The organism is Pseudomonas sp. Irchel s3h9, from assembly GCF_900187475.1.
Classification (GTDB): Bacteria; Pseudomonadota; Gammaproteobacteria; order Pseudomonadales; family Pseudomonadaceae; genus Aquipseudomonas; species Aquipseudomonas neuropathica.
Genome location: NZ_FYDH01000014.1, coordinates 72,571 through 98,789 on the forward strand (window position 1 = coordinate 72,571; position 26,219 = coordinate 98,789).

The 26,219-nt window shown below is 59.5% G+C and carries 25 protein-coding genes; 23 read left to right on the forward strand and 2 right to left on the reverse strand.

The genetic code is table 11. The features are described 5' to 3' along the window. Nucleotides 1-8: 8 nt before the first annotated feature. From CKW26_RS22080 to CKW26_RS22190, 23 genes are all read left to right on the forward strand, one after another. Entirely contained in the window at nt 9-305 is a 297-nt protein-coding gene (locus CKW26_RS22080) for a hypothetical protein (protein WP_016984299.1), read from the forward strand. Nucleotides 306-477: 172 nt separating this feature from the next. Further along, nucleotides 478-1,953: a sigma-54 dependent transcriptional regulator gene (locus CKW26_RS22085; protein ID WP_007920053.1), complete on the forward strand. Its 1,476-nt coding sequence runs from the start codon at nt 478-480 to the stop codon at nt 1,951-1,953. A gap of 125 nt (nt 1,954-2,078) precedes the next feature. After that, entirely contained in the window at nt 2,079-3,272 is a 1,194-nt protein-coding gene (locus CKW26_RS22090) for a PAS domain-containing sensor histidine kinase (RefSeq protein WP_176471350.1), read from the forward strand. A gap of 5 nt (nt 3,273-3,277) precedes the next feature. Beyond that, nucleotides 3,278-4,669 (forward strand): sigma-54 dependent transcriptional regulator, encoded by a 1,392-nt coding sequence (locus CKW26_RS22095; RefSeq protein WP_095050176.1) that lies wholly within the window; start codon nt 3,278-3,280, stop codon nt 4,667-4,669. A 128-nt stretch (nt 4,670-4,797) separates the two neighbouring features. Further along, nucleotides 4,798-5,127 carry a flagellar hook-basal body complex protein FliE gene (gene fliE / locus CKW26_RS22100; RefSeq protein ID WP_038363826.1) on the forward strand — a complete coding sequence of 110 codons (330 nt, stop codon included), beginning with the start codon at nt 4,798-4,800 and terminating at the stop codon, nt 5,125-5,127. Between the two features lie 15 nt (nt 5,128-5,142). Beyond that, a complete protein-coding gene (fliF, locus tag CKW26_RS22105; protein WP_095050177.1) occupies nt 5,143-6,930 on the forward strand; it encodes a flagellar basal-body MS-ring/collar protein FliF in 1,788 nt (595 codons plus the stop codon). After that, nucleotides 6,923-7,942 carry a flagellar motor switch protein FliG gene (gene fliG, locus CKW26_RS22110; protein ID WP_016771079.1) on the forward strand — a complete coding sequence of 340 codons (1,020 nt, stop codon included), beginning with the start codon at nt 6,923-6,925 and terminating at the stop codon, nt 7,940-7,942. The genes fliF and fliG overlap by 8 nt, the downstream gene beginning before the upstream one ends. A gap of 4 nt (nt 7,943-7,946) precedes the next feature. Continuing rightward, on the forward strand, nt 7,947-8,753 hold the full coding sequence (fliH, locus tag CKW26_RS22115) for a flagellar assembly protein FliH (protein WP_095050178.1): 807 nt from the start codon (nt 7,947-7,949) through the stop codon (nt 8,751-8,753). Then, nucleotides 8,743-10,101, forward strand: a complete 1,359-nt coding sequence (gene fliI / locus CKW26_RS22120; protein ID WP_093439720.1) for a flagellar protein export ATPase FliI — start codon at nt 8,743-8,745, stop codon at nt 10,099-10,101. The genes fliH and fliI overlap by 11 nt, the downstream gene beginning before the upstream one ends. Nucleotides 10,102-10,107: 6 nt before the next feature. Continuing rightward, nucleotides 10,108-10,557, forward strand: a complete 450-nt coding sequence (fliJ, locus tag CKW26_RS22125) for a flagellar export protein FliJ (RefSeq protein WP_093439724.1) — start codon at nt 10,108-10,110, stop codon at nt 10,555-10,557. A 158-nt stretch (nt 10,558-10,715) separates the two neighbouring features. Continuing rightward, nucleotides 10,716-11,021, forward strand: a complete 306-nt coding sequence (locus tag CKW26_RS22130) for an STAS domain-containing protein (RefSeq protein ID WP_095050179.1) — start codon at nt 10,716-10,718, stop codon at nt 11,019-11,021. A 5-nt stretch (nt 11,022-11,026) separates the two neighbouring features. After that, nucleotides 11,027-12,730, forward strand: a complete 1,704-nt coding sequence (locus CKW26_RS22135; protein ID WP_095050180.1) for a fused response regulator/phosphatase — start codon at nt 11,027-11,029, stop codon at nt 12,728-12,730. Between the two features lie 31 nt (nt 12,731-12,761). Beyond that, complete coding sequence (locus CKW26_RS22140) at nt 12,762-13,109, forward strand: Hpt domain-containing protein (protein ID WP_095050181.1); 348 nt, start codon at nt 12,762-12,764, stop codon at nt 13,107-13,109. 104 nt (nt 13,110-13,213) lie between these two features. Then, nucleotides 13,214-14,584, forward strand: coding sequence for a flagellar hook-length control protein FliK (locus CKW26_RS22145; RefSeq protein ID WP_095050182.1), 1,371 nt, complete (start codon nt 13,214-13,216; stop codon nt 14,582-14,584). A 1,960-nt stretch (nt 14,585-16,544) separates the two neighbouring features. Continuing rightward, entirely contained in the window at nt 16,545-17,048 is a 504-nt protein-coding gene (gene fliL / locus CKW26_RS22150; protein WP_007920033.1) for a flagellar basal body-associated protein FliL, read from the forward strand. A gap of 9 nt (nt 17,049-17,057) precedes the next feature. Beyond that, nucleotides 17,058-18,026 (forward strand): flagellar motor switch protein FliM, encoded by a 969-nt coding sequence (gene fliM, locus CKW26_RS22155; protein ID WP_003222890.1) that lies wholly within the window; start codon nt 17,058-17,060, stop codon nt 18,024-18,026. A 55-nt stretch (nt 18,027-18,081) separates the two neighbouring features. Continuing rightward, nucleotides 18,082-18,531, forward strand: coding sequence for a flagellar motor switch protein FliN (gene fliN / locus CKW26_RS22160; protein ID WP_008077656.1), 450 nt, complete (start codon nt 18,082-18,084; stop codon nt 18,529-18,531). Continuing rightward, on the forward strand, nt 18,532-18,984 hold the full coding sequence (fliO, locus tag CKW26_RS22165; protein ID WP_093439747.1) for a flagellar biosynthetic protein FliO: 453 nt from the start codon (nt 18,532-18,534) through the stop codon (nt 18,982-18,984). It begins immediately after the preceding gene. Next, entirely contained in the window at nt 18,984-19,742 is a 759-nt protein-coding gene (gene fliP / locus CKW26_RS22170; protein ID WP_095050183.1) for a flagellar type III secretion system pore protein FliP, read from the forward strand. Before fliO ends, fliP begins: the two co-directional genes overlap by 1 nt. Then, nucleotides 19,739-20,008 (forward strand): flagellar biosynthesis protein FliQ, encoded by a 270-nt coding sequence (fliQ, locus tag CKW26_RS22175; RefSeq protein WP_038363854.1) that lies wholly within the window; start codon nt 19,739-19,741, stop codon nt 20,006-20,008. The genes fliP and fliQ overlap by 4 nt, the downstream gene beginning before the upstream one ends. A gap of 3 nt (nt 20,009-20,011) precedes the next feature. Then, nucleotides 20,012-20,797 (forward strand): flagellar biosynthetic protein FliR, encoded by a 786-nt coding sequence (gene fliR, locus CKW26_RS22180; RefSeq protein ID WP_095050184.1) that lies wholly within the window; start codon nt 20,012-20,014, stop codon nt 20,795-20,797. Nucleotides 20,798-20,800: 3 nt separating this feature from the next. Beyond that, on the forward strand, nt 20,801-21,940 hold the full coding sequence (flhB, locus tag CKW26_RS22185; protein ID WP_093439755.1) for a flagellar biosynthesis protein FlhB: 1,140 nt from the start codon (nt 20,801-20,803) through the stop codon (nt 21,938-21,940). A 140-nt stretch (nt 21,941-22,080) separates the two neighbouring features. Further along, nucleotides 22,081-22,317 carry a hypothetical protein gene (locus CKW26_RS22190; RefSeq protein ID WP_095050185.1) on the forward strand — a complete coding sequence of 79 codons (237 nt, stop codon included), beginning with the start codon at nt 22,081-22,083 and terminating at the stop codon, nt 22,315-22,317. A gap of 166 nt (nt 22,318-22,483) precedes the next feature. On the opposite strand, the gene CKW26_RS22195 is transcribed toward CKW26_RS22190, so the two are convergent. Together CKW26_RS22195 and CKW26_RS22200 are read right to left on the reverse strand one after the other, a co-directional pair. Continuing rightward, nucleotides 22,484-22,843, reverse strand: coding sequence for a DUF6124 family protein (locus tag CKW26_RS22195; RefSeq protein WP_095050186.1), 360 nt, complete (start codon nt 22,841-22,843; stop codon nt 22,484-22,486). 552 nt (nt 22,844-23,395) lie between these two features. Then, complete coding sequence (locus CKW26_RS22200) at nt 23,396-26,008, reverse strand: hypothetical protein (RefSeq protein ID WP_095050187.1); 2,613 nt, start codon at nt 26,006-26,008, stop codon at nt 23,396-23,398. Between the last annotated feature and the right edge of the window lie 211 nt (nt 26,009-26,219).

A 26,219-nucleotide genomic window follows, 5' to 3' on the forward strand; every position in this document is an offset into this window, starting at 1 on the left:
AGATCGTCATGAGTCTTGTATTGCAGCGAATCGCCGATACCCGAGAGGCGTTGGTTACTGCCCTCGCTGAACGCAATTGGGAAGCCATTGGTGAACTGGATCTGGCTTGCCGTTCCTGCATGGAAGACGTCATGGCTGAGGCTGCGCTGGACGAGGTCGCGTTGCGCGACAACCTTGAGGAGTTGCTCCACGTCTACAAGGAGCTTCTTGAGGTGGCCATGGGTGAGCGGCAGGCGATAGCCAATGAGATGTCGCAGATCACGCAAGCGCAAAAGGCGGCAAAGGTTTACCATCTGTTTGGTTAATTAACCTCCAGTTAATCCAGACATGTGCGCCATAAATTTGACTGTGCACGGTTTTTTGACTTAACTAGTGGCTGTTTTCAGATTTCAGGCGTCTACAGGCACATGGTGTCCTGCAAGCGTCTCGCTTGCCCCTTATTTTGGGCATTGAGTTGACTAGGGAAGTTGCTATTGCATGTGGCGTGAAACCAAAATTCTGCTGATCGATGACGATAGCGTCCGCCGCCGCGACTTGGCGGTGATTCTAAATTTTCTTGGCGAAGAAAATTTACCCTGCGGCAGCCATGACTGGCAGCAGGCAGTCGGCTCTTTGTCGTCTAGTCGTGAGGTCATTTGCGTACTGATCGGGACGGTTAATGCTCCTGGTGCGCTTTTGGGCTTGCTAAAGACACTCTCAACCTGGGATGAGTTCCTTCCGGTTTTGTTGATGGGCGATAATTCTTCCGTTGACTTGCCTGAGGACCAGCGTCGCCGAGTGCTTTCGACCCTCGAAATGCCTCCCAGCTACAGCAAATTGCTTGACTCCCTGCACCGCGCCCAGGTCTATCGCGAGATGTACGACCAGGCACGCGAGCGCGGCCGTCATCGCGAACCCAATCTGTTCCGCAGCCTTGTCGGCACCAGCCGTGCGATTCAGCACGTGCGCCAGATGATGCAGCAAGTCGCCGACACCGATGCCAGCGTGCTGATCCTCGGTGAGTCCGGCACTGGCAAGGAAGTGGTTGCGCGCAACCTGCATTACCATTCCAAGCGCCGCGACGCACCATTCGTGCCGGTCAACTGCGGGGCGATCCCGGCAGAGCTGCTCGAAAGCGAATTGTTCGGTCACGAGAAGGGTGCTTTCACCGGAGCGATCACCAGCCGTGCCGGCCGCTTCGAACTGGCCAATGGCGGTACGCTGTTCCTCGACGAAATCGGCGACATGCCGCTGCCGATGCAGGTCAAACTGCTGCGCGTCCTGCAGGAGCGCACCTTCGAACGCGTGGGCAGCAACAAGACCCAGAGCGTTGATGTGCGCATCATCGCCGCGACCCACAAGAATCTCGAAAGCATGATCGAGATCGGCACCTTCCGCGAAGACCTTTACTATCGCCTGAACGTGTTCCCGATCGAGATGGCGCCGCTGCGTGAGCGCGTCGAAGACATTCCGTTGCTTATGAACGAACTGATCTCGCGCATGGAGCACGAGAAGCGCGGTTCGATCCGTTTCAACTCGGCAGCGATCATGTCGCTGTGCCGTCACGGCTGGCCGGGCAACGTCCGCGAGCTGGCCAACCTGGTGGAGCGCATGGCGATCATGCATCCGTACGGGGTGATCGGCGTGGTCGAGCTGCCGAAGAAATTCCGCTACGTCGACGACGAGGACGAGCAAATGGTCGACAGCCTGCGCAGCGATCTTGAAGAGCGCGTGGCGATCAACGGCCATACGCCGGACTTCACCGCCAACGCCATGCTGCCGCCGGAAGGCCTGGACCTGAAAGACTACCTCGGTGGTCTGGAGCAAGGCCTGATTCAGCAGGCGCTGGACGATGCCAATGGCATTGTGGCGCGTGCGGCTGAACGCCTGCGTATCCGTCGCACCACCCTGGTGGAGAAGATGCGCAAGTACGGCATGAGCCGGCGCGATGGAGATGAACAGGCGGAGGATTGACGCCTGTTTTTCAACTGCTTCATTTATAAGCAGTTTTTTTTAGGCACGGGTATTGCTACAGCCCTCGCAACGTTCCGTTTAACTGACGGTCAGCCAAGCGAGAAAGCACAATGCCCCACGCCCAGATGTCTACTGCCTCCAGTCCCGAGGGGCAGCCGTCCTCCGTAGAGCAGGCAAGCCGACAGGGCCTGGAGCAGGCATTCGAGCTGTTCAGCCAGATGTCCAGCCAGCTGACGGACTCCTACAGCATGCTTGAAGCGCGGGTAACCGAGCTCAAGGGTGAACTCGCAGTCGTCAGTGCCCAGCGCATGCAGGAGCTGGCGGAAAAAGAACGCTTGGCCAACCGCCTGCAAAATCTCCTTGATCTGTTGCCCGGTGGCGTCATCGTCATCGACGGTCACGGCATGGTTCGCGAATCTAATCCTGCCGCTATCGAACTGCTCGGCTTGCCGCTTGAGGGCGAGCTGTGGCGCCATGTGATTGCGCGTTGCTTTGCCCCGCGTGAAGACGACGGTCATGAAGTTTCCTTGAAAAATGGTCGACGCCTGTCGATCGCCACCCGTTCGCTGGATGCCGAGCCGGGGCAGCTGGTGCTGCTCAACGACCTGACAGAAACCCGTCATCTGCAAGATCAACTGGCACGCCACGAGCGCTTGTCCTCGCTGGGGCGCATGGTCGCCTCGCTGGCCCATCAGATCCGCACGCCGCTATCCGCTGCTTTGCTCTACGCCAGTCATTTGACTGAGCAGCAATTGCCGGTCGCTACCCAGCAGCGTTTCGCCGGGCGCCTGAAAGAGCGCCTGCACGAGCTGGAGCACCAGGTGCGCGACATGCTGGTCTTCGCTCGCGGTGAGTTGCCGCTGACCGATCGCCTGACCCCGAACACCTTGATGCAGGCTCTGCAAGCGGCGGCGCTGACGCATGTTCAGGATCTGCCCATCCGCTGGCAGTGCGACAGTCATGTCGGTGAGCTGCTGTGCAACCGCGACACGCTGGTCGGAGCGCTGCTGAACCTGATCGAAAACGCCATTCAGGCCAGTGTCGGCGACGTCCGCCTGAAAGTGCATTGCTACACCCGTGACAACAACCTGCATCTGAGTATCAGCGACAGTGGCAGCGGCATCGAGCCTGCGGTTCTGGCGCGGCTCGGCGAGCCATTTTTTACCACCAAAGTCACCGGCACCGGCCTCGGCCTGACCGTGGTCAAGGCTGTGGCCCGTGCGCATCAGGGAGAATTGCTGCTGCGTTCGCGGGTCGGGCGCGGCACGTGCGCGCAGGTGATCCTGCCGCTGTTTTCCGCTGTACACGGAGCTGAGTAAAAGACATGGGCATCAAGGTTTTGCTGGTCGAGGATGACCGCTCATTGCGCGAGGCGCTGGCCGATACGTTGTTGCTGGCCGGGCACGATTACCACGCGGTCGGTTGCGCTGAAGACGCGCTGACGGCGGTGGCGCGTGAGGCGTTCAATCTGGTGGTCAGCGACGTCAACATGCCGGGCATGGACGGTCACCAGTTGCTCTCGCTGTTGCGGGCCCGCCAACCGCAATTGCCGGTGTTGCTGATGACGGCGCACGGCGCGGTCGAGCGTGCGGTCGATGCGATGCGCCAGGGCGCGGCCGACTATCTGGTCAAGCCGTTTGAACCCAAGGCCTTGCTGGATCTGGTGGCACGGCATGCGCTAGGCAGTATTGGTACAAGCGACGGCGACGGTCCGGTGGCCGTCGAGCCGGCCAGTGCGCAGTTGCTGGAGCTGGCAGCGCGGGTGGCGCGCAGCGATTCCACGGTGCTGATCTCTGGCGAATCCGGCACCGGTAAAGAAGTGCTGGCGCGTTACATTCATCAGCAATCCCATCGCTCCAGTCAGCCGTTCATCGCGATTAACTGCGCGGCGATCCCGGACAACATGCTCGAAGCCACGTTGTTCGGCCACGAGAAGGGTTCGTTCACGGGCGCCATTGCCGCACAAGCCGGCAAGTTCGAACAAGCCGACGGTGGCACGCTGTTGCTCGACGAAATCTCCGAAATGCCCCTCGGCCTGCAAGCCAAACTGCTGCGCGTGTTGCAGGAGCGCGAGGTCGAGCGCGTCGGGGCACGTAAACCGATTGCTCTGGATATTCGCGTGGTCGCGACCACCAACCGCGATCTGGCGGGCGAGGTGGCGGCGGGGCGGTTCCGTGAAGACCTTTTTTACCGTCTGTCGGTTTTCCCCTTGGCCTGGCGTCCACTTCGCGAACGCACTGCCGATATCCTGCCGCTGGCCGAAAGGTTGCTGGCCAAACACGTCAATAAAATGAAGCACGCGGCGGCGAAACTCTCGCCTGAAGCGCAGATGTGCCTGACCGCTTACCCGTGGCCGGGCAATGTGCGTGAGCTGGATAACGCCATTCAGCGTGCGCTGATCTTGCAGCAGGGCGGCTTGATTCAGCCGCAGGATTTCTGTCTGGCCGGTCCCGTGACGTACACCACGATGCCCGTCGTCGCGCCGGTGTCAGCGGTGCTTCGCGAGGTTGAAATCGAAGCGGATTCGGCCGGTGCACTGGGCGATGACCTGCGCCGCCGGGAGTTTCAGATGATCATCGACACCCTGCGTGCCGAGCGCGGCCGACGTAAAGAAGCGGCGGAAAAGCTCGGTATCAGCCCGCGCACCCTGCGCTACAAGCTGGCGCAAATGCGCGATGCCGGAATGGACGTCGAAGGTTATCTGTTCGCCACCTGACGTCTGGCGCAACGATTTGAAAACGCTTTTCTGAAAGGGGTGCCCATGAGCTGGCACCCTTGTTGCTAATACCTGTGTACCCGCCGAGTGAGTGTCAAAAAATTGCGGGCCGCCCAAGAGAGTAGACCATGAGCCAAGGTATTGAATTTAATCGGTTGATGATGGACATGAAGGCCATGAAACTGGACGCCATGTCTGCACCGAAATCGACGACCGCTGTCCCTGAACTGGCGGGCAGCAGCTTTTCCGACATGCTCGGTCAGGCGATCAACAAGGTCAGCGATACCCAGCAGGCGTCGACTCAGTTGGCCAACGCATTCGAAGTGGGCAAGAGCGGCGTCGATCTGACGGACGTGATGGTCGCTTCGCAAAAAGCCAGCGTGTCGTTCCAGGCTCTGACCCAGGTACGCAACAAGCTGGTTCAGGCTTATCAAGACATCATGCAGATGCCGGTTTAAGGACGAGATTGAGTCATGGCAGAAGCAGTCGCCGATAACGTTCCGGCCAAGGCCACCCCAATAGACGGCAAACCGCCGCTGTTCGGCTTGTCCTTCCTGGAAAACCTCTCCGAGATGACCATGCTGCGTCAGGTGGGCCTGTTGGTCGGCCTGGCTGCGAGCGTGGCGATTGGCTTTGCCGTGGTGCTGTGGTCGCAGCAGCCGGATTACCGTCCGTTGTACGGCAGCCTTGCCGGCATGGACGCCAAGCAGGTCATGGACACCCTGGCCTCTGCTGACATTCCTTACACCGTCGAACCGAACTCCGGCGCCTTGCTGGTCAAGGCCGATGACCTGTCCCGTGCGCGGATGAAACTCGCCGCTGCTGGTGTCACTCCCAGCGACGGCAACATCGGTTTTGAAATCCTCGACAAGGAACAGGGGCTGGGCACCAGTCAGTTCATGGAAGCGACGCGCTACCGTCGTGGCCTCGAAGGTGAACTGGCGCGGACCATCTCCAGCCTGAACAACGTCAAGGGTGCCCGCGTGCACCTGGCGATTCCGAAGAGTTCGGTGTTCGTGCGAGATGAACGCAAGCCAAGTGCTTCGGTTTTGGTCGAGTTGTATTCCGGTCGTTCGCTGGAGCCGGGTCAGGTGGTGGCGATCATCAACCTGGTGGCCACCTCCGTTCCTGAATTGAGCAAGTCGCAGATCACCGTCGTCGACCAGAAGGGCAACCTGCTCTCTGATCAGGCGGAGAACTCCGAAATGACCATGGCCGGCAAGCAGTTCGATTACAGCCGCCGCATGGAAAGCATGCTCACCCAGCGCGTGCACAACATTCTGCAGCCGGTATTGGGCAATGATCGCTACAAGGCTGAGGTCTCGGCCGACATCGATTTCAATGCCGTCGAGTCGACTGCCGAGCAGTTCAACCCGGATCAACCGGCGTTGCGCAGCGAGCAGTCGGTCAACGAACAACGCACCGCCAGCAATGGCCCGCAAGGTGTGCCGGGTGCTCTGAGCAACCAGCCGCCGTCGCCAGCCTCGGCGCCGCAAACCACCGGTGGCGCCGCAGCGCCGGCCGCTATGGTGCAGCCAGGCCAGCCGTTGGTTGATGCCAACGGTCAGCAGATCATGGACCCGGCCACCGGCCAGCCGATGCTCGCGCCATACCCGGCAGACAAGCGTCAACAATCGACCAAGAACTTCGAACTCGACCGTTCCATCAGCCACACCAAACAGCAGCAGGGTCGCCTGAATCGTCTGTCGGTGTCGGTGGTGGTCGACGATCAGGTCAAGGTCAACGCGGCCAACGGCGAAACCACACGCGCGCCGTGGAGCGCCGACGAATTGGCGCGTTTCACCCGTCTGGTCCAGGACGCCGTCGGTTTCGACGCCAGCCGTGGCGACAGCGTCAGCGTGATCAACATGCCGTTCTCCGCCGAGCGCGGCGAAGTGATTGCCGATATTCCGTTCTACTCCCAGCCATGGTTCTGGGACATCGTCAAACAAGTGCTGGGTGTGTTGTTCATCCTGGTGCTGGTGTTTGGTGTGCTGCGTCCGGTGCTCAACAACATCACCGGCGGCGGCAAAGGCAAGGAGCTGGCCGGTCTTGGCAGCGACGTGGAACTCGGTGGGATGGGCGGCCTGGACGGCGACCTGGCCAACGACCGCGTAAGCCTCGGTGGTCCGCAGAGCATTCTGTTGCCGAGCCCAAGTGAGGGTTATGACGCGCAACTGAATGCAATCAAGAGTCTGGTGGCCGAGGATCCGGGTCGCGTGGCTCAGGTCGTGAAAGAGTGGATTAACGCAGATGAGTGATAACCGAGCCGCTACCGTCAAACTGACCAAGGTCGACAAAGCCGCGATTCTGCTGCTGTCCCTGGGTTCGACCGACGCCGCACAAGTGCTGCGCCACATGGGCCCGAAAGAGGTTCAGCGTGTCGGCGTGGCCATGGCCCAGATGGGCAACGTCCATCGCGAGCAGGTCGAGCAGGTCATGAGCGAGTTCGTCGATATCGTCGGCGACCAGACCAGCCTAGGCGTCGGTTCCGACGACTACGTGCGCAAAATGCTCACTCAGGCCCTGGGTGAAGACAAGGCCAACGGCCTGATCGACCGCATCCTGCTCGGTGGCAACACCAGTGGTCTCGACAGCCTGAAATGGATGGAGCCGCGCGCCGTTGCCGACGTGATCCGTTACGAACACCCGCAGATTCAGGCGATCGTGGTGGCGTACCTCGACCCGGATCAGGCCGGTGAAGTGCTGGGCAACTTCGACCACAAGGTGCGTCTGGACATCATCCTGCGCGTCTCGTCGTTGAACACCGTACAACCAGCAGCACTGAAAGAGCTGAACCAGATTCTCGAGAAGCAGTTCTCCGGCAACTCGAATGCCTCGCGCACCACCCTGGGTGGCATCAAGCGTGCGGCGGACATCATGAACTTCCTCGACAGCTCGATCGAAGGTCAGCTCATGGACTCGATCCGCGAAGTCGACGAAGACCTGTCCGGTCAGATCGAAGACCTCATGTTCGTGTTCAACAACCTCGCCGATGTCGACGACCGTGGCATTCAGGCGTTGCTGCGCGAAGTGTCCTCGGACGTGCTGGTGCTGGCCCTCAAGGGTTCGGACGAAGGCGTCAAAGAGAAGATCTTCAAGAACATGTCCAAACGTGCTGCCGAACTGTTGCGCGACGACCTCGAGGCCAAAGGCCCGGTGCGCGTCAGCGATGTCGAAACCGCGCAGAAAGAAATCCTCACCATTGCCCGTCGTATGGCCGAAGCCGGCGAGATCGTACTCGGTGGCAAAGGCGGCGAGGAAATGATCTAAGCCCATGGACAAGCACGACGACGATGTGACGGATCTGATCCGTGCCCGCGATGTCCGTGGTTTCGAATCCTGGGCCATGCCCAGCTTCGACCCGCCGAAGCCGGAACCCGAGCCCGAGCCGGAACCCGAACCGCCGGAAATGGAAGAGGTGCCGCTGGAAGAAGTCCAGCCACTGACCCTGGAAGAACTCGAAAGCATCCGTCAGGAGGCTTACAACGAGGGCTTTGGCATCGGCGAGAAAGAAGGCTTTCACAGCGCCACGCTCAAGGTTCGTCAGGAAGCTGAAGTGGCGTTGGCGGCGAAGCTGGCCAGCCTTGAGCAACTGATGGCGAACCTGTTCGAGCCGATCGCCGAGCAAGACACCCAGATTGAGAAATCACTGGTCGACCTCGTGCAGCACATCACCAAACAGGTGATCAAGCGCGAGCTGGCCATCGATTCCAGCCAGATCGAACACGTCATGCGCGATGCGCTCAAGCTGTTGCCGCTGGGCGTCGAGAATGTGCGTCTGTACGTCAATCCGCAGGACTTCGAGCAGGCCAAGGCTTTGCGCGAACGTCATGAGGAAACCTGGCGCATTGTCGAAGACGAAGCGCTGTTGCCGGGTGGCTGCCGGGTTGAAACCGAGCACAGCCGCATCGATGCCAGCATCGAAACCCGCGTCGCTCAGGTCATGGCCAAACTGTTCGATCAGTTGCACGAGCAGGCTTTGCACCCGGCCGAGGCGGATCTGACTCTGGACATTCCAGAAGATGTAAAACCGGCGGCCTCGCCTGAAGAGCCGCTCGCGGACGAACCCGATGCGCCTTGAACGCACCAGTTTCGCCAAGCGCCTGAGCACTTACGCTGAGGCCACCGAGATTGCCGGTGCGCCGATTCTTGAAGGTCGCCTGCTACGTATGGTCGGCCTCACCCTCGAAGCCGAAGGCCTGCGCGCCGCCATGGGCACGCGCTGCCTGGTGATCAACGACGACAGCTACCACCCGTCCCAGGTGGAAGCGGAGGTCATGGGCTTTTCCGGCAGCAAAGTCTTCCTGATGCCGGTCGGCAGCGTCGCTGGTATTGCCCCGGGCGCCCGTGTGGTGCCACTGGCTGATACCGGTCGCTTGCCGATGGGCATGAGCATGCTCGGGCGCGTGCTCGACGGCGCCGGTCGTGCGCTGGACGGCAAGGGCGGGATGAAGGCCGAAGACTGGGTGCCAATGGACGGCCCGACGATCAACCCGCTCAACCGTGACCCGATCAGCGTACCGCTGGATGTTGGTATCCGTTGCATCAACGGTTTGCTGACGGTCGGTCGCGGCCAGCGTTTGGGTCTGTTCGCCGGTACCGGTGTCGGTAAATCGGTGTTGCTGGGCATGATGACCCGCTTCACCGAGGCCGACATTATCGTCGTTGGCCTGATCGGTGAGCGGGGTCGAGAAGTTAAGGAATTCATCGAGCACATCCTCGGTGAAGAAGGTCTCAAGCGTTCCGTGGTCGTCGCATCCCCTGCGGACGATGCGCCGCTGATGCGTCTGCGCGCCGCCATGTATTGCACGCGAATTGCCGAGTATTTCCGCGACAAGGGCAAGAACGTCCTGCTGCTGATGGATTCGCTGACCCGTTTCGCCCAGGCGCAGCGGGAAATCGCCTTGGCCATCGGCGAACCGCCGGCAACCAAGGGGTATCCGCCGTCGGTGTTCGCCAAATTGCCGAAACTGGTTGAGCGTGCCGGTAATGCGGAGAAGGGCGGTGGTTCGATTACCGCGTTCTATACGGTGTTGTCCGAAGGCGATGACCAGCAGGACCCGATTGCCGACTCGGCTCGAGGCGTACTTGATGGTCACATCGTGCTGTCCCGGCGTCTGGCCGAGGAAGGGCACTATCCGGCCATCGACATCGAAGCGTCGATCAGCCGGGTAATGCCGGCGGTGGTTTCGCCGGAACACATGCAGCGCGCGCAGTACTTCAAACAGTTGTGGTCGCGTTATCAGCAGAGCCGCGATCTGATCAGCGTCGGCGCCTACGTTGCCGGCGGCGACCGCGAGACCGATCTGGCGATTTCCCTGCAACCGCAGTTAGTGCGCTACCAGCGTCAGGGCCTCAACGACAAAATCAACATGGGTGAAAGCCAGGCCTATCTCGAGACCTTGTTCGCCCCTGCGGCGGGCGGGTAACCGGCCATGGCCGTCAGCCGCGCTGCGCGCTTGGCTCCGGTGGTGGACATGGCCGAACAGGCCGAAAAAACCGCCGTGCAACGGCTGGGCTATTTTCAGGGTCAGGTCAAAGTCGCAGAAAGCAAACTCGCCGACCTCAATGCCTTTCGTCTGGATTACTCGCAGCAATGGATCGTGCGCGGCAGCACCGGCGTGAGCGGGCAATGGCTGCTCGGTTTTCAGGGCTTTCTGGCGCAACTCGACACCGCCGTCGACCAGCAGCGCCAGAGTCTGGTCTGGCACCAGAACAAGCTCGACAAGGCGCGTGAGGAATGGCAGCAGGCGTTCGCCAAGGTCGAAGGTTTGCGCAAACTGGTGCAACGTTATCGCGAAGAGGCGCAACGCCTTGAAGACAAGCGCGAGCAGAAGTTGCTCGATGAATTGTCGCAGCGTTTGCCGCGACAGAATCCGTTTTAAAGCAAGATCAAAAGATCGCAGCCTTCGGCAGCTCCTACAGAGGATCAGTGTAGGAGCTGCCGAAGGCTGCGATCTTTTGATCTGTCTTCTAACCTTGCCGCAACCCTGTGCAAGTGCTAAACCTTGTACAGGTTCGTCAATGACAAGGAAGCCAGTCAATGTCAGTCGTTACAGAAGTCTCTCCGGATGGTCACAAACTGACGATCTCGGTCAGGGGGCGGTTCGATTTCGGGCGCCATCAGGAGTTTCGCGAGTCCTATGAGCGACTCCAAAAGAAACCTGAGTCCATCGTGGTCGATCTGAAAGAGGCCACCTACCTCGACAGCTCCGCACTGGGCATGCTGCTCCTGCTGCGGGATCACGCCGGTGGCGATAATTCGGACGTGCGAGTCGTCAACAGCAACTCCGATGTGCGCAAGATCCTCGCCATCTCCAATTTCGACAAACTCTTCGACATCAGTTGACGGCCATGCAGGCGCAAGAGCCGCTGACCCTGTTGATCGCCGAAGACAGCGCCGCCGATCGCCTGTTGCTGTCGACCATCGTCCGTCGTCAGGGCCATAACGTCTTGACGGCGGCCAACGGTGCCGAAGCGGTCGATCTGTTTCGCCGGCAGCAACCCGATCTGGTCTTGATGGACGCGATGATGCCGGTCATGGACGGCTTCGAAGCCGCGCGGCAGATCAAGGCGCTGGCGGGCGAGACGCTGGTGCCGATCATCTTCCTCACGTCGCTGACCGAAAGCGAAGCGCTGGCCCGTTGTCTGGAGGCCGGTGGCGACGACTTTCTGGCGAAGCCTTACAACCAGGTGATCCTCGCCGCCAAAATCAAGGCGATGGATCGCTTGCGCCGCTTGCAGGCAACCGTGCTGCAGCAGCGCGACCTGATCGCCAAACACCATGATTACCTGCTCAACGAACAACGTGTGGCCAAAGCCGTTTTCGACAAAGTGGCGCATTCCGGTTGCCTGAGTGCGCCGAACATCCGCTACCTGCAATCGCCCTATGCCTTGTTCAACGGTGACCTGCTGCTGGCGGCCTACACGCCGGCAGGTGACATGCATGTGCTGTTAGGCGATTTCACTGGCCATGGCCTGCCGGCAGCCGTCGGGGCGATGCCCCTGGCCGAGGTGTTCTATGGCATGACCGCCAAGGGCTACGGCCTGGCGGAAACCCTGCGCGAGATGAACGCCAAGCTCAAACGCATCCTGCCGGTGGACATGTTCTGCTGCGCCACGTTGCTGTGCCTGAGTTTTCAGCGGCGTTCGGTCGAAGTGTGGAACGGCGGCATGCCTGACGGCTATCTGCATCGGATCGCCAGTGGTGAGCGTGTACCGCTGGCAGCGCGGCACTTGCCACTGGGTGTGCTGAGTGCGCAGGCGTTCGATGATCGTACGGAAGTGCATCCGATGGCTGTCGGTGATCGGGTGTTTCTGTTGTCCGACGGGGTGATCGACACCAGTGACGCCAGTGATCAGCTGTTCGGCGTCGAGCGTTTGCAGCAGGTGTTCGCCGCCAATCGCGAGCCGGATCGCTTGTTCGAGGATATCGAGCAGGCGCTGCGGGATTTTCGTGGCGAGGCGCGCGACGATGTCAGCATGGTCGAGGTTAGCCTGCTGGAGCCGGCGCAGGTTAAACCGTCGGCGCCGGTGTATTCCGACAGCGGCCAGTCGTGCCCGCTTGACTGGTCGGTGAGCTTCGAATTCCGTGGTGCCACACTAAAGCGTTTCAATCCGTTGCCGTACCTGTTGCAGTTGCTGCTTGAGGTGCATGGGTTGCGGGCGCAGAGTGGTGCTTTGTACAGTGTGCTGGCCGAGTTGTATTCCAATGCGCTGGAACATGGCGTGCTGGGTCTGGACTCCAGCCTCAAGCGCGATGCGGCGGGTTTTGCTCGCTATTATCAGCAGCGCAACGATCGGCTGGAGGCGCTGCAGGATGGCTTTGTCCGTGTGCATCTGCAGGTGCAGCCACAAGGCGGGGGCGGCCGGCTGGTGATTCGCGTTGAGGACAGCGGCAAGGGTTTTGATGTGGCGCGAGTCATGGAAAGGCCGCTGGACGGTGTCCGTTTGTCGGGGCGCGGCGTCAGTCTGGTCCGGCAATTGGGGCATAACGCCAGTTGGTCGGACGAAGGTCGTAGTGCCTGCGTGGAGTTTTCCTGGGAGGTTGAGGCATAATTCGCGCAATTCTTGATCAAGGAGTGAACAAGTGACTGACCAACATGTGGATCGCGACGTACTCGATACATTGCGTGACGTCATGGAGGAGAACTATCCGGATTTGCTGGATACCTTCCTGATAGATTCCGAAAGTCGCGTGCAGGTGCTGCAAACGACCGCCGATGCCGAAGTGCTATCGGAGGTTGCTCACAGCTTCAAGGGTAGCGCCAGCAATATGGGCGCGGTTCGACTGGCCGTGCTGTGCCAGAAGCTGGAAAGCGAAGCAAGGGACAAGAGTCCGGCAGAAAACGTCAGGCTGGTCGCCGATATCAGCGTCGAATTCGCTGAAATTCGCACTGTTTACGAAGACGAGCGACAGCACGCCACTACTCACTGATCCCGCCGTCCGGCGCTTTTTACGAGCGCCAGGCAAATCTGGCCCGGCACTTGCAGCTATCTCTGCAACTGTACCTACGATCCCAGTGCAGCGGAGACCGTTTCATGCCTGCGACCCCCAACATCCTTCTTCAGAATGCCGCTCAGGCCAAGGCGCAGGCCGCCTCGGCCAAATCGTCGGCTATGGCCGTAGACACCGGGGATAAAGCCTCAAGCTTCGCTAAAGTGTTCGCCGATCAGGGGTCGAACAAGCCTGTCGCCACCGCTGACAATTCGCCCAAGTCGGCGCGCGACAAGGTCGCTGACAACAGCGGCAAAAAGGACATCGCCAAAGATCCGTCTGCCGCTGCACAACCGGCGGTTGCCGATAGCGGCAACGACTTGCCTGCCGACAAAACCGCAGCGACCGATGACGGCAGCGCCAGCAGCGACGACAACACAGGCACCGCCCAGACGCCAGTCGTAGACGCGGCGCCGGTTGATCCGACGCTCGATCCGGCATTGGCAACCGCTGTGCAGCCGGTAGTCACGACGCCAGTTGTGCAGAATCCGGCGGTCGTCGCGACTGACCAGCCTGAAACCGAAACGCCTGCGCTTGCCGCTCTGCCGGGGACGGTCAAAGATCAGGCACCGGCCACTGACAGCGATTTCGACCCTTCGGCCGATCCGCTCGACTCAATGCCGGCCGTGCGCATGGCGATGGAGCAGGGCGGGCACATTTCCGCCGCCAGCCAGGCGCAACCGAAAGCGTCGCCGGCTCAGGCTCAGGCCGACGGTGAATTGACTTCCGCGCAAACCTTCGCCGCCGGCATGGCCAGTATGCTCGACGTGCAAGCCGACAAGGACAGCACCAGCCAGGGTGGTGACAAAGCGTTCAGCGGCTTGATCGACGACGGCCTCAAAGATCTCAAAACGGCGACCAGCGATACCCGCGTCGATGACTTCGCCAACCGTCTGGCGGCACTGACGCAGGCGGCCACGCCGAAGACTGCGAACGCGGTACCGGTGAATCAGCCGATCGCCATGCACCAGAGCGGCTGGACTGAAGAAGTGGTCAATCGCGTCATGTATCTGTCGAGTGCCAATCTGAAGGCGGCCGACATTCAGCTGCAGCCGGCTGAACTGGGGCGATTGGATATTCGCGTCAACATGGTTCTGGACCAGCAGACCCAAGTGACCTTTATGAGCGCGCATCCAAGCGTGCGAGAAGCGCTGGACGGCCAGATGCATCGCCTGCGCGAAATGTTCAACCAGCAGGGCATGGGTCAGGTCGACGTCAATGTCTCCGACCAGAACCGTGGCTGGCAGGGGCAACAAGGTCAGGAACAGGCGCAGCAGGGCCAGAGTGGTCGCACCAGCGCGGCCGGCGGTCGCCTCGATTCGGCGGATGACGAATTGGTGCCTGCAACCATTGCTGAAGCCGCCGCTCAAACCACCAGCGTGATTGGCAGCAGCGCGGTCGACTATTACGCCTGAGCAAAATCAAGAGCCCCTCACCCTAGCCCTCTCCCAGAGGGATAGGGGACTGATAGGGGGATGCTTGCGGAGTACGCCGACCGGATACTGCTGTTGTGAATCCATAATGTTCAGGTCGATGTTTGGCGTCTTGCACCTCGGTCGGCCCTCTGAAAACCCTCACCCTAGCCCACTCCCCGAGGGAGAGGGGACTGATTAGGGGATGCTTGCGAAGTACGCCGACCGGATACTGCTGTTGTGAATCCATAATCGACTCGGTCTTTCAGGTCGATGTTTGGCGTCTTGCACCTCGGTCGGCCCCCTGAAAACCCTCACCCTAGCCCTCTCCCAGAGGGAGAGGGGACTGATTGGGGGATGCTTGCGGAGTACGCCGACCGGATACTGCTGTTGTGAATCCATAATGGACTCGGTTTTTCAGGTCGATGTTTGACGTCTTGCACCTCAGTCGGTCCCCTGAAAACCCTCACCCTAGCCCACTCCCCGAGGGAGAGGGGGCGGATTGGGGGATGCTTGCGAAGTACGCCGACCGGATACTGCTGTTGTGAATCCATAATCGACTCGGTCTTTCAGGTCGATGTTTGGCGTCTTGCACCTCGGTCGGCCCCCTGAAAACCCTCACCCTAGCCCTCTCCCAGAGGGAGAGGGGACTGATTAGGGGGTGCTTGCGGAGTACGCCGACCGGATACTGCTGTTGTGAATCCATAATGGACTCGGTTTTTCAGGTCGATGTTTGGCGTCTTGCACCTCGGTCGGTCCCCTGAAAACCCTCACCCTAGCCCACTCCCCGAGGGAGAGGGGGCCGATTGGGGGATGCTTGCGAAGTACGCCGACCGGATACTGCTGTTGTGAATCCATAATCGACTCGGTCTTTCAGGTCGATGTTTGGCGTCTTGCACCTCGGTCGGCCCCCTGAAAACCCTCACCCTAGCCCTCTCCCAGAGGGAGAGGGGACTGATTGGGGGGTGCTTGCGAAGTACGCCGACCGGATACTCCTGTTGTGAATCCATAATGGACTCGGTTTTTCAGGTCGATGTTTGACGTCTTGCACCTCGGTCGGCCCCCTGAAAACCCTCACCCTAGCCCTCTCCCAGAGGGAGAGGGGACTGATTGGGGGATGCTTGCGAAGTACGCCGACCGGATACTCCTGTTGTGAATCCATAATGGACTCGGTTTTTCAGGTCGATGTTTGACGTCTTGCACCTCGGTCGGCCCCCTGAAAACCCTCACCCTAGCCCTCTCCCAGAGGGAGAGGGGACCGATTGGGGGATGCTTGCGAAGTACGCCGACCGGATACTCCTGTTGTGAATCCATAATGGACTCGGTTTTTCAGGTCGATGTTTGACGTCTTGCACCTCGGTCGGCCCCCTGAAAACCCTCACCCTAGCCCTCTCCCAGAGGGAGAGGGGACTGATTGGGGGATGCTTGCGAAGTACGCCGACCGGATACTCCTGTTGTGAATCCATAATGGACTCGGTTTTTCAGGTCGATGTTTGACGTCTTGCACCTCGGTCGGCCCCCTGAAAACCCTCACCCTAGCCCTCTCCCAGAGGGAGAGGGGACTGATTGGGGGATGCTTGCGAAGTACGCCGACCGGATACTCCTGTTGTGAATCCATAATGGACTCGGTTTTTCAGGTCGATGTTTGACGTCTTGCACCTCGGTCGGCCCCCTGAAAACCCTCACCCTAGCCCTCTCCCAGAGGGAGAGGGGACCGATTGGGGGATGCTTGCGAAGTACGCCGACCGGATACTCCTGTTGTGAATCCATAATCGACTCGGTCTTTCAGGTCGATGTTTGGCGTCTGACACCTTGGTCGGCTCCCTCTCCCTCCGGGAGAGGGCTGGGGTGAGGGTGCCTTTGACTTTAGCGTTGTCTGCGCTACGGCCGACACTTCTGGCATAACACTTGCTCTTGCCTTGCCGTGCGACTGTGAAAACCCGATTAGTGACGGATTATTGGCATGGCGAAGAGCGAAACAGCAGCAGTGAAAGACCCCGCAACCAAAGGCAAACTCAAGCTGATCATTGTGATCGTGCTGGCGTTGCTGCTGGCCATTGGCGCGTCCGTGGGGGCGACCTGGTTCTTCATGCACAGCGCTCAGAGCAAGCCTGCCGAAGCCGCTGATGCAGCGCCTGTCGGCAAGCAGCCGGCGATTTTCGAGCCGATGGCGCCGGCCTTTGTTGCCAACTACAACCAGAACGGCCGTCAGCGCTACATGCAGGTGAGCATCACCATGCTGGCGCGAAATCAGGCCGATCTGGAAGCGCTCAAAGTGCACATGCCGGTGATCCGCAACAACCTGGTGATGCTCTTCTCCGGTCAGGATTTCGCCACCTTGGCGACCCCGGTCGGCCAAGAGATGTTGCGCCAGAAGGCCACCGCCAGCGTCCAGGAAGTGGCGCAGAAAGAGCTGGGCAAAGTGGTGATCGAACAGTTGCTTTTCACTAATTTCGTACTGCAGTAGGAACACGACATGGCCGTGCAGGATCTGCTGTCCCAGGATGAAATCGACGCGCTTTTGCACGGCGTCGACGATGGTCTGGTACAGACCGATAACGCTGCCGAACCCGGCAGTGTCAAAAGCTACGACCTGACCAGTCAGGACCGCATCGTCCGTGGACGCATGCCGACTCTGGAAATGATCAACGAGCGTTTTGCCCGCTATACCCGCATCAGCATGTTCAACATGCTGCGCCGCTCGGCGGACGTTGCCGTCGGTGGCGTGCAGGTGATGAAGTTCGGCGAATACGTGCATTCGTTGTACGTACCGACCAGCCTCAACCTGGTCAAGATCAAACCGTTACGCGGCACCGCGCTGTTCATCCTTGACGCCAAACTGGTGTTCAAACTGGTGGACAACTTCTTCGGCGGCGACGGCCGTCACGCCAAGATCGAAGGGCGTGAATTCACCCCGACCGAACTGCGTGTGGTGCGCATGGTGCTGGAACAGGCTTTCGTCGATTTGAAAGAAGCCTGGCAGGCGATCATGGAAGTCAATTTCGAGTACATCAACTCGGAAGTGAACCCGGCTATGGCCAACATCGTCGGCCCAAGCGAAGCGATCGTGGTCTCCACGTTCCACATCGAACTCGATGGCGGTGGCGGCGACCTGCACGTGACCATGCCGTACTCGATGATCGAGCCGGTGCGCGAAATGCTCGACGCCGGTTTCCAGTCCGACCTCGACGATCAGGACGAGCGCTGGGTCAACGCGCTGCGTCAGGACGTCCTCGATGTCGACGTACCCATCGGCGCCACCGTGGCGCGCCGCCAGTTGAAACTGCGCGACATCCTGCACATGCAGCCGGGTGACGTGATCCCGGTCGAGATGCCGGAAGACATGATCATGCGCGCCAACGGCGTGCCGGCCTTCAAGGTCAAGATGGGCTCGCACAAAGGCAACCTCGCGTTGCAAGTGATCGAGCCGATCGAGCGTCGCTGAAACGGCGCTCCTACCCCAAGCATTTAACTGAATTTTTGCCCGCCGAGGACAAATGATGAACGACGATATGAACGCCCAGGACGACCAGGCACTGGCTGACGAATGGGCTGCGGCCCTGGAAGAAACCGGTGACGGTCAAGCTGACATCGACGCCCTGCTGGCCGCCGACGCATCCAGCGGCTCGCGTCTGCCAATGGAAGAGTTCGGCAGCGTGCCGAAGAACAACGATCCGGTGACCCTCGATGGCCCGAACCTGGACGTGATCCTCGACATCCCGGTGTCGATCTCGATGGAAGTCGGCAGCACCGACATCAACATTCGCAACCTGCTGCAACTCAACCAGGGTTCGGTAATCGAGCTTGATCGTCTGGCCGGTGAGCCGCTCGACGTGCTGGTTAACGGCACGCTGATTGCGCACGGTGAAGTAGTTGTGGTCAACGAGAAGTTCGGCATCCGCCTGACTGACGTGATCAGCCCAAGCGAACGCATCAAGAAGCTGCGCTGAGTGAAACGGTTTCTCTGGGCTTTGCTGGCATTGCCATTGAGCGTGCTGGCCGCCGAGCCTTCAACGGCGACCACAGTGCCAGCCGCCACCGCGCCGATGGTCAACAGCGGCGTGGCCGGGCAACTGACGCAACTGGTATTCGGCCTGTTGCTGGTGCTGGGGTTGATCTTCTTCCTCGCCTGGCTGTTGCGCCGGGTGCAGCAGGCAGGTCCGGCAGGCAAGGGCCAGGTGATCGAGCTGATCGGTTCGCGCGCGCTCGGCCCGCGTGACCGTTTGCTGCTGGTGCAGGTCGGCAACGAGCAGATTCTGCTCGGCCTCAGCCCCGGCACCATCACCGCGCTGCATGTGCTCAAAGAGCCGGTCGAGGTGCCGAATACCAGCGAGAAAGCGACCCCGGAATTTGCCCAGCATCTGCTGAAGATTCTCGGCAAGGATCAGAAGGATAAGAAGTAATGGGTGCGTTACGCATCGTCTTGACGCTGGCCCTGTTGCTGGCCGCGCCGCTGGCATTCGCCGCCGATCCGTTGTCGATCCCGGCGATCACGCTGGGCACCAACGCCGATGGCGCGCAGGAGTATTCGGTCAGTCTGCAGATCCTGTTGATCATGACCGCCCTGAGCTTCATTCCGGCGGCCGTGATTCTGATGACCAGTTTCACCCGGATCATCATTGTCTTCTCGATCCTGCGTCAGGCCCTCGGCCTGCAACAGACGCCGTCGAACCAGATCCTCACCGGCATGGCGCTGTTCCTCACCATGTTCATCATGGCCCCGGTGTTCGACCGGGTGAACAAGGATGCGCTGCAACCGTATCTGGCGGAAACCCTTACCGCCCAGCAAGCGGTCGAAAAGGCCCAGGTGCCGATCAAGGACTTCATGCTCGCGCAGACCCGCACCAGCGATCTCGAGCTGTTCATGCGCTTGTCCAAACGTACCGACATTGCCACGCCGGATCAGGCGCCGCTGACCATTCTGGTGCCGGCGTTCGTCACCTCCGAGCTTAAAACCGCGTTCCAGATCGGCTTCATGATCTTCATTCCGTTCCTGATCATCGACCTGGTCGTGGCCAGTGTGCTGATGGCGATGGGTATGATGATGCTCTCGCCGCTGATCATCTCGCTGCCGTTCAAAATCATGCTGTTCGTGCTGGTTGATGGCTGGGCGCTGATCATCGGCACCCTGGCCAGCAGTTTTGGAGGTGTCTCGCCATGACGCCGGAAGTTGCGGTCGATATCTTTCGTGAAGCCCTTTGGCTGACCACATTGATGGTCGCGATTCTGGTAGTGCCGAGCCTGTTGGTCGGCTTGCTGGTGGCGATGTTCCAGGCCGCTACGCAGATCAACGAACAGACCCTGAGCTTCCTCCCGCGTCTGCTGGTGATGCTGGTGACGTTGATCATCGGTGGTCCGTGGATCGTGCAGACGTTCATGGAATACATCATCCAGTTGTACAAAAACATCCCGATGGTCATCGGCTAAGCCATGCAATCGCTGCTTCAGCTGACCGACACCCAGATCAGTACCTGGGTGGCCTCGTTCATGTTGCCGCTGTTTCGCGTCGCCTCGATGCTGATGGTCATGCCGGTGTTCGGCACGACGTTGGTGTCGCGCCGGGTGCGCCTGTATTTCGCCGTGGCCATCACCGTGTGTATTGCGCCGAGCCTGCCGCCGATGCCGGCGGTCAGCCCGCTGGATCTCAGTGGCTTGCTGCTGATAGCCGAGCAGATTCTGGTCGGTGCGGTGCTGGGGTTTTCCCTGCAACTGTTTTTCCAAGCCTTTGCCGTCGCGGGGCAAATTGTCGCGATTCAGATGGGCATGGGCTTCGCCTCGATGGTCGACCCGGCCAACGGTGTCTCGGTGGCGGTGATCGGGCAGTTCTTCACCATGCTGGTGACTTTGCTGTTCCTGTCGATGAACGGCCATCTGGTGGTCTTCGAAGTCCTCACCGAAAGCTTCACCACGCTACCGGTCGGCAGCGGTCTGATGACCGCGCATTACTGGGAACTGGTCGGCAAACTCGGCTGGGTGCTGGGCGCCGCATTGTTGCTGGTGTTGCCGGCGGTGACGGCGTTGCTGGTGGTCAACATCGCGTTTGGCGTGATGACCCGCGCGGCGCCACAACTGAACATTTTCTCCATCGGTTTTCCGCTGACCCTGGTGCTCGGTCTGTTTATCGTCTGGGTCGGTCTGGCGGACATTCTCAATCAGTACCAGCCGCTGGCCACCGAGGCCTTGCAGTTGTTACGCGAACTGGCACGGGCGCGCTGAGTCATGGCAGAGAGCGAAAGCGGTCAGGACAAAACAGAAGACCCCACGGAGAAACGTAAAAAGGACTCTCGTGAAAAGGGTGAAATTGCCCGTTCCAAAGAACTCAACACCCTGGCCGTGACCATGGCCGGTGCCGGTGCGCTGCTGGTGTTTGGCGGCATGCTGGCCGAAGACCTGATGGAACTGATGCGCCTGAACTTCACGCTGTCGCGCGAAGTGATCATGGATCAGGGTTCCATGGGCGCGTTTCTGTTGCAGTCGGGCCAGATGGCGCTGCTGGCGATCCAGCCGATCATGATCACTCTGTTGCTCGCCGCGTTGATCGGGCCGATTTCCCTCGGTGGCTGGCTGTTCGCAGCGGGCTCCATGGCGCCCAAGTTCAGCCGGATGAACCCGGCGGCAGGCCTGAAGCGGATGTTCTCGTTCAAGGCTGTGGTCGAACTGCTCAAGGCCCTGGCCAAGTTCCTGATCACACTGGGCGTGGCGTTGGCAGTGTTGTCGGCGGACGTCGATGACTTTTTGCGGATCGCCCACGAGCCACTTGAAATGGCGATCATCCACAGCGTGACGCTGGTCGGCTGGAGCACATTGTGGCTGGCCTGCGGCCTGATCATCATCGCGGCTGTCGATGTGCCGGTGCAGCTCTGGGAAGCCCACAAGAAACTGCTGATGACCAAGCAGGAAGTGCGCGACGAGCACAAGGATCAGGAGGGTCGCCCGGAGGTCAAACAGCGCATCCGCCAGACCCAGCGCGAGATGTCCCAGCGGCGCATGATGGCGGCGATTCCCGACGCCGACGTGGTCATCACCAACCCGACCCACTACGCCGTCGCGCTCAAGTACGACTCGGAGAAGGGCGGCGCACCCGTGCTGCTGGCCAAGGGCAGCGACTTCCTCGCCCTGAAAATCCGCGAAATCGCCGTAGCCAACAACGTCATGCTCCTCGAATCGCCGGGGCTGGCGCGTTCGATCTACTACTCCACCGAACTCGAGCAGGAAATTCCTGGTGGTCTGTATCTCGCGGTCGCGCAGGTCCTGGCCTACGTCTACCAGATCCGCCAGTACCGTGCGGGCAAGGGCAAACGCCCGGATCCGCTCAAGGACGACTTGCCGATTCCGCCGGATCTGCGTCGCGACTCCTGACGTCGTTGTGCAGCCATTGGTCTGAGATCTCCCTTTACTGTCAACTCTGACAGGTGCGCTTGTCGTGATTTTGCAGTTTGATGCAAGGTGGCGCCGTGAACCTGGCGCGGTCATGCGGGCGAGTGCAAGGGAGCACGACAATGAAAGGTATTTTCAGCAGTTATGACGAAAAAACCGGAAGGGGCACCATCACGCCGAAGCCCTCGGGACGATGTATTTCCTTTGCCGAAGCCACGGGTTTTTTTCTGACGGCCAAAGAATACCGATTCAGCATTCCATTGCCCGATGCCCTGCGGGCGAGCGTCAAAGTCGGCGGCGAGGTCGAGTTCGAATTGCCCAAGAGCAAGAATGGAAAAGTAAAAATCCTCCGGTATTGACCACTGTTCGCAAAGCCGCTGAAAACGGGGCGGCGGTTTTTTATGATCGTTCCCACGCGCAGCAAAGGAATGCAGCCCGGGACGCTCCGCGTCCCTTCCAAAGCCGAACGCGGAGCGTCCGTTGAGGCATTCCTTTGCTGCGCGTGGGAACGATCATCGCGTGTCGCTACTGCGGCACCTCCAGATTATCCATCACCCGATTCACCGCCAGCTCACCGAGCATGATCAATTGCGCGATACCCAGCAGCGTCCTGCGCTGCGACGCGGGTATGAGGTGGGCGAAGTCATGGGCGATGGTTCTGGCGCAAGCGAGTGTTTCGCTGGCATCGGCCAGCAGTTCCTCGTTTTTGAAGTCTGCGGTGACGGCGTACATCCGGCGGGTCTTACGCGGTGGTGGCGTGGAGCCGGGTGGGCAGAGGTAGTGATCGAGGGCGCGGTCGGCGGCTTCGTGGAGTTTTTTTGAATCGAGGGATTCGTAGGGGGAGGTGGGGTCGGTTTCGGGTGGGTTGGGTGTTGGTTTGATCATGGTGAAGCTCCTTTGAGGTGGAGCCGCGACAACCTGTCGCTAAACAGGAGAGGTGGCGGCTGTACGCAGGTTAGCGAACCGGTCAAAGGCACCCGGCAGACCCGAGGGTCTCCCGCATACAGCCACCATGACGAAATCGCGAAAATACAGATCCGCAACGAAGCCTGGAACGCTGATGCACCTTTGACTTGAGTTCGAGTCGCTAAACCCGATCGCTGATTCGTCAGCGACCGACCCACAATAGAACCCGACCCCAAGGCGCACAAGCCGGCGGATTCTGGCGTAGCTGTAGGCAATGGCGCAAGAATTTGTAGCCTGAAAGGCGTGTCTGAAGGTGTCTTTTAAACGCCTGAGTTTAGAAGGCGATTTGCGCTGACTTCACTGGCCCCTTCGCGAGCAAGCTCGCTCCCACATTTGGAATGCATTTCCCTGTGGGAGCGAGCTTGCTCGCGAAAAGGCCATCCCGGTCAGCAGAAAAACCTTAATCAAGCCCCGCTGTTTAAATCACTGGTTCAATAAATCCGTTCCCTTTGTGCTTGGTTGTCCGACTGCTTATAGCCGCCTTACATAAATACTGTCGATACGGTATTCATTCCCCCCATCCGCATTGGCACCACCTCCCCGATCTTCATGACTCACAACATTAATTGTGTAAGAACCGCTAACCGGGACTCTAAAAATAGCGGTTTGTTCGTAATAGGCACCTGTTCGGGGAACGACAAACACTCCCAGAATTGCTAAACCGCTTGAGGTGCTTATGCTGATCCTCGGTGGAAGATTGTCAGGCTGCGGATTGATATTCGCTACTCGGTAGGTAAAGCGATAGGTTCTTGCCGCTTTGAACTGAAAGGTCCGGTGCAATGCAACACCCGAATTTCCCGAGTGTTCCCAAGACTTGTTCTCATAGTAGCCATTTTGTAGTGTGGCCCTTCTCGATGCAGGTCCAAACACCCACCCCCCAGTATTACCATTGAAATCAGTTATCGAGTCTTGCCAAGTATTGGCGAGAACGTTCAATTGCAGTGGAGGGGAGGCAGGTTTTTCCCACTGGCCCATAGTGTTAGCAACCAGATAGGTGATAGTGACCGGTTGGCCTGCATTGGCAATGAATACCGGTCGCGGGATCGAAAAGATCAGGGCAGCAATTTCTGCAACATCTTTTGATTCTGTTGTGTGTCCCGGAGCCACACCTTCAAGTTCGACTTTTACTGACTGCCCTACCGACATCCCGGTATAAGCCGGAACTTCAATACGCGCCCCTGTATCGGCGATGTCGTCAAAGTCCAGCGTCGGGCCCGGTATGTCCAGAAGTTTGGGAGCAGTCAATACCAGTGATTTAATCAAGTAGGTTCGCACTGGAAAAAGCACAGCTTCAGTTTCTGCTGTTCCTCCGGCCAGGTTTACCCAAAAACTGATTTTCAGTGTACTGCCGTGCTTGAGTGTCTTCAGCCAGCTAACTGGTAACTCACGGCTCAGACCGGGTAGTTGGGTGTGAAGTCCGCCGACAAGGTCGTTGAAGGGCTCAGCGGGAATGGCGTCCGTCACCACTTCGTAACGCAACCACAACCTTTGTCCGTTTGCTTCGCCGGGCCAGGGAGACACAGTCAAACGGTCACTGACCTGCAACTGAGTGACATCCAGTTCTGGCCCTTGATTGATTTGCGGTTTAGGCAAGCGCGAATCTTCAGGAGAAATTGGCTGGATTGTAAGAGCCAGTGGCGGAGATTTAGCTGCCTGACCACCGTCCCGATTCAAATTCCAGCGCAACCGAATTTCCTTGGCATGCCTGGCCGCCAAAAACGCCTGGCTCAACACCGTATTCACCCGCTTATTGCTGTTGAACTCCACCAATGGAAACTGCGGCGAGCCCGCCGGCGGATTGACCTCGACCAGTCGTGCACGGTCTCCTTTTACAGCGCCAAGATACTCGATGCGCACCGTCACCCCGTTCGGATAGGCAAGCACATCAATCGGATCAACGGCCGGTGCCACCAGAAAAGGGGGCAACAACACAATGGTGCTGCCGCCGATCACGTTGGGCGTGGCAGTCTCGGAGGTTGCAGTAGCAATGCCGTCGCGCACCAGTTCATATTTCGCCCGCGCCACGCTGCCGGCGATCACTTTGGCATTGGGCACCATCAGTTTGTAGGTGAACGGAATGCGCCCGACATCGGCCTCGACGGTGTGCGATACGACCGGGGCGTCTGGCTTGGTGGCGGTGTAGGTCACGCGGATTTTGTCGTTGGGCTGCCATGTCGGCGCGAAGGCGTGTACCAGAACAGTGAGATCCTTGCCGCCGAGTTTGGCCAGATCGATGGTGCTTGGGTCATCGCTCGGATCGTCCGGGTCTTCGGCCAGATCGGGGGCGACCAGTCGGGTTTCCTTCAGGTGAACATCGACCTCCACCGTTCCAGAGTACGGCGAGTCGGTGTCTGGCCCGTTGCCAAGCTGATCGGTTACGGTGTAGGAAAACACGAACTTCGAATTGTCCCCGGCCTGCTGGAACACATCTTCCCCAACCATCACGCAAATTGTCGTCAGTTCGGCTGAAGGGCTGGCCGGGGCTTCAGCGGCGGAGACGGTTCGCACGACATCCTTGCCGTTGCAGTTCAAGCGGATTACGTCGTAGGCGCGGCAGTAGGGGTAGGTAAAGCACACCTGCACACCTTGTTTGGCGCGCTCGGCATCAATGCCGTCATCGATCACGTCCTGCGGCAGGATCAGTTGCAGTTCGGAGTGGGCGCCGTCGCCGGGCGTGCGATCCTGATTGCCGGGGCGAATGGCGTTGTACAGCAAGGTCAACTCAGGCGTCGACGTGCCTCTGTTCTCGCTGCCGCGGGTGATGGTGTAAACAAGCGTGTTGAGTTGATTTGGCCGCAACAAGCCTTTGGGCAGGTAGAGGGTATGAACGGCATTTTCCTGGCCAGGCTGGATGGTTTTTGTCGCTTCGGTGCTGGCGTTGTTCAGCACCAGGCGGATCACGTCGCCCGCATCGACCGTACCGGCTAGCGGAGGATCGACGTCAATGGTCAGGCCCATGGGTTTGAGGTCATATTCGCGTTTGGGCACACCATAATGGGCACCCACTACAGGCGTAGTCGCTTCAGGAGCGCGAGGTGGGGAGAGCGCCAACACGGCGTTGTCGGGTGTCTGGGTTGTGGTCATGACTGACGCTCCTGAGCGGTAAAAGGGTCAGGTGTCATCAGAACGCTTAATTGCCGATTGCACACCTGTCAGATCTGACAGGTGCGGGTGATGATCAGACGAGTGGTCGTTTACTGGATGAAAAAAACCGCCGTTCGGGTTGATTCGGAACGGCGGTTTTTTTGCCTGAAAAGCTGTGTTGCCTGTAAGTCAGCCTTCGTGAGCGAGCTCA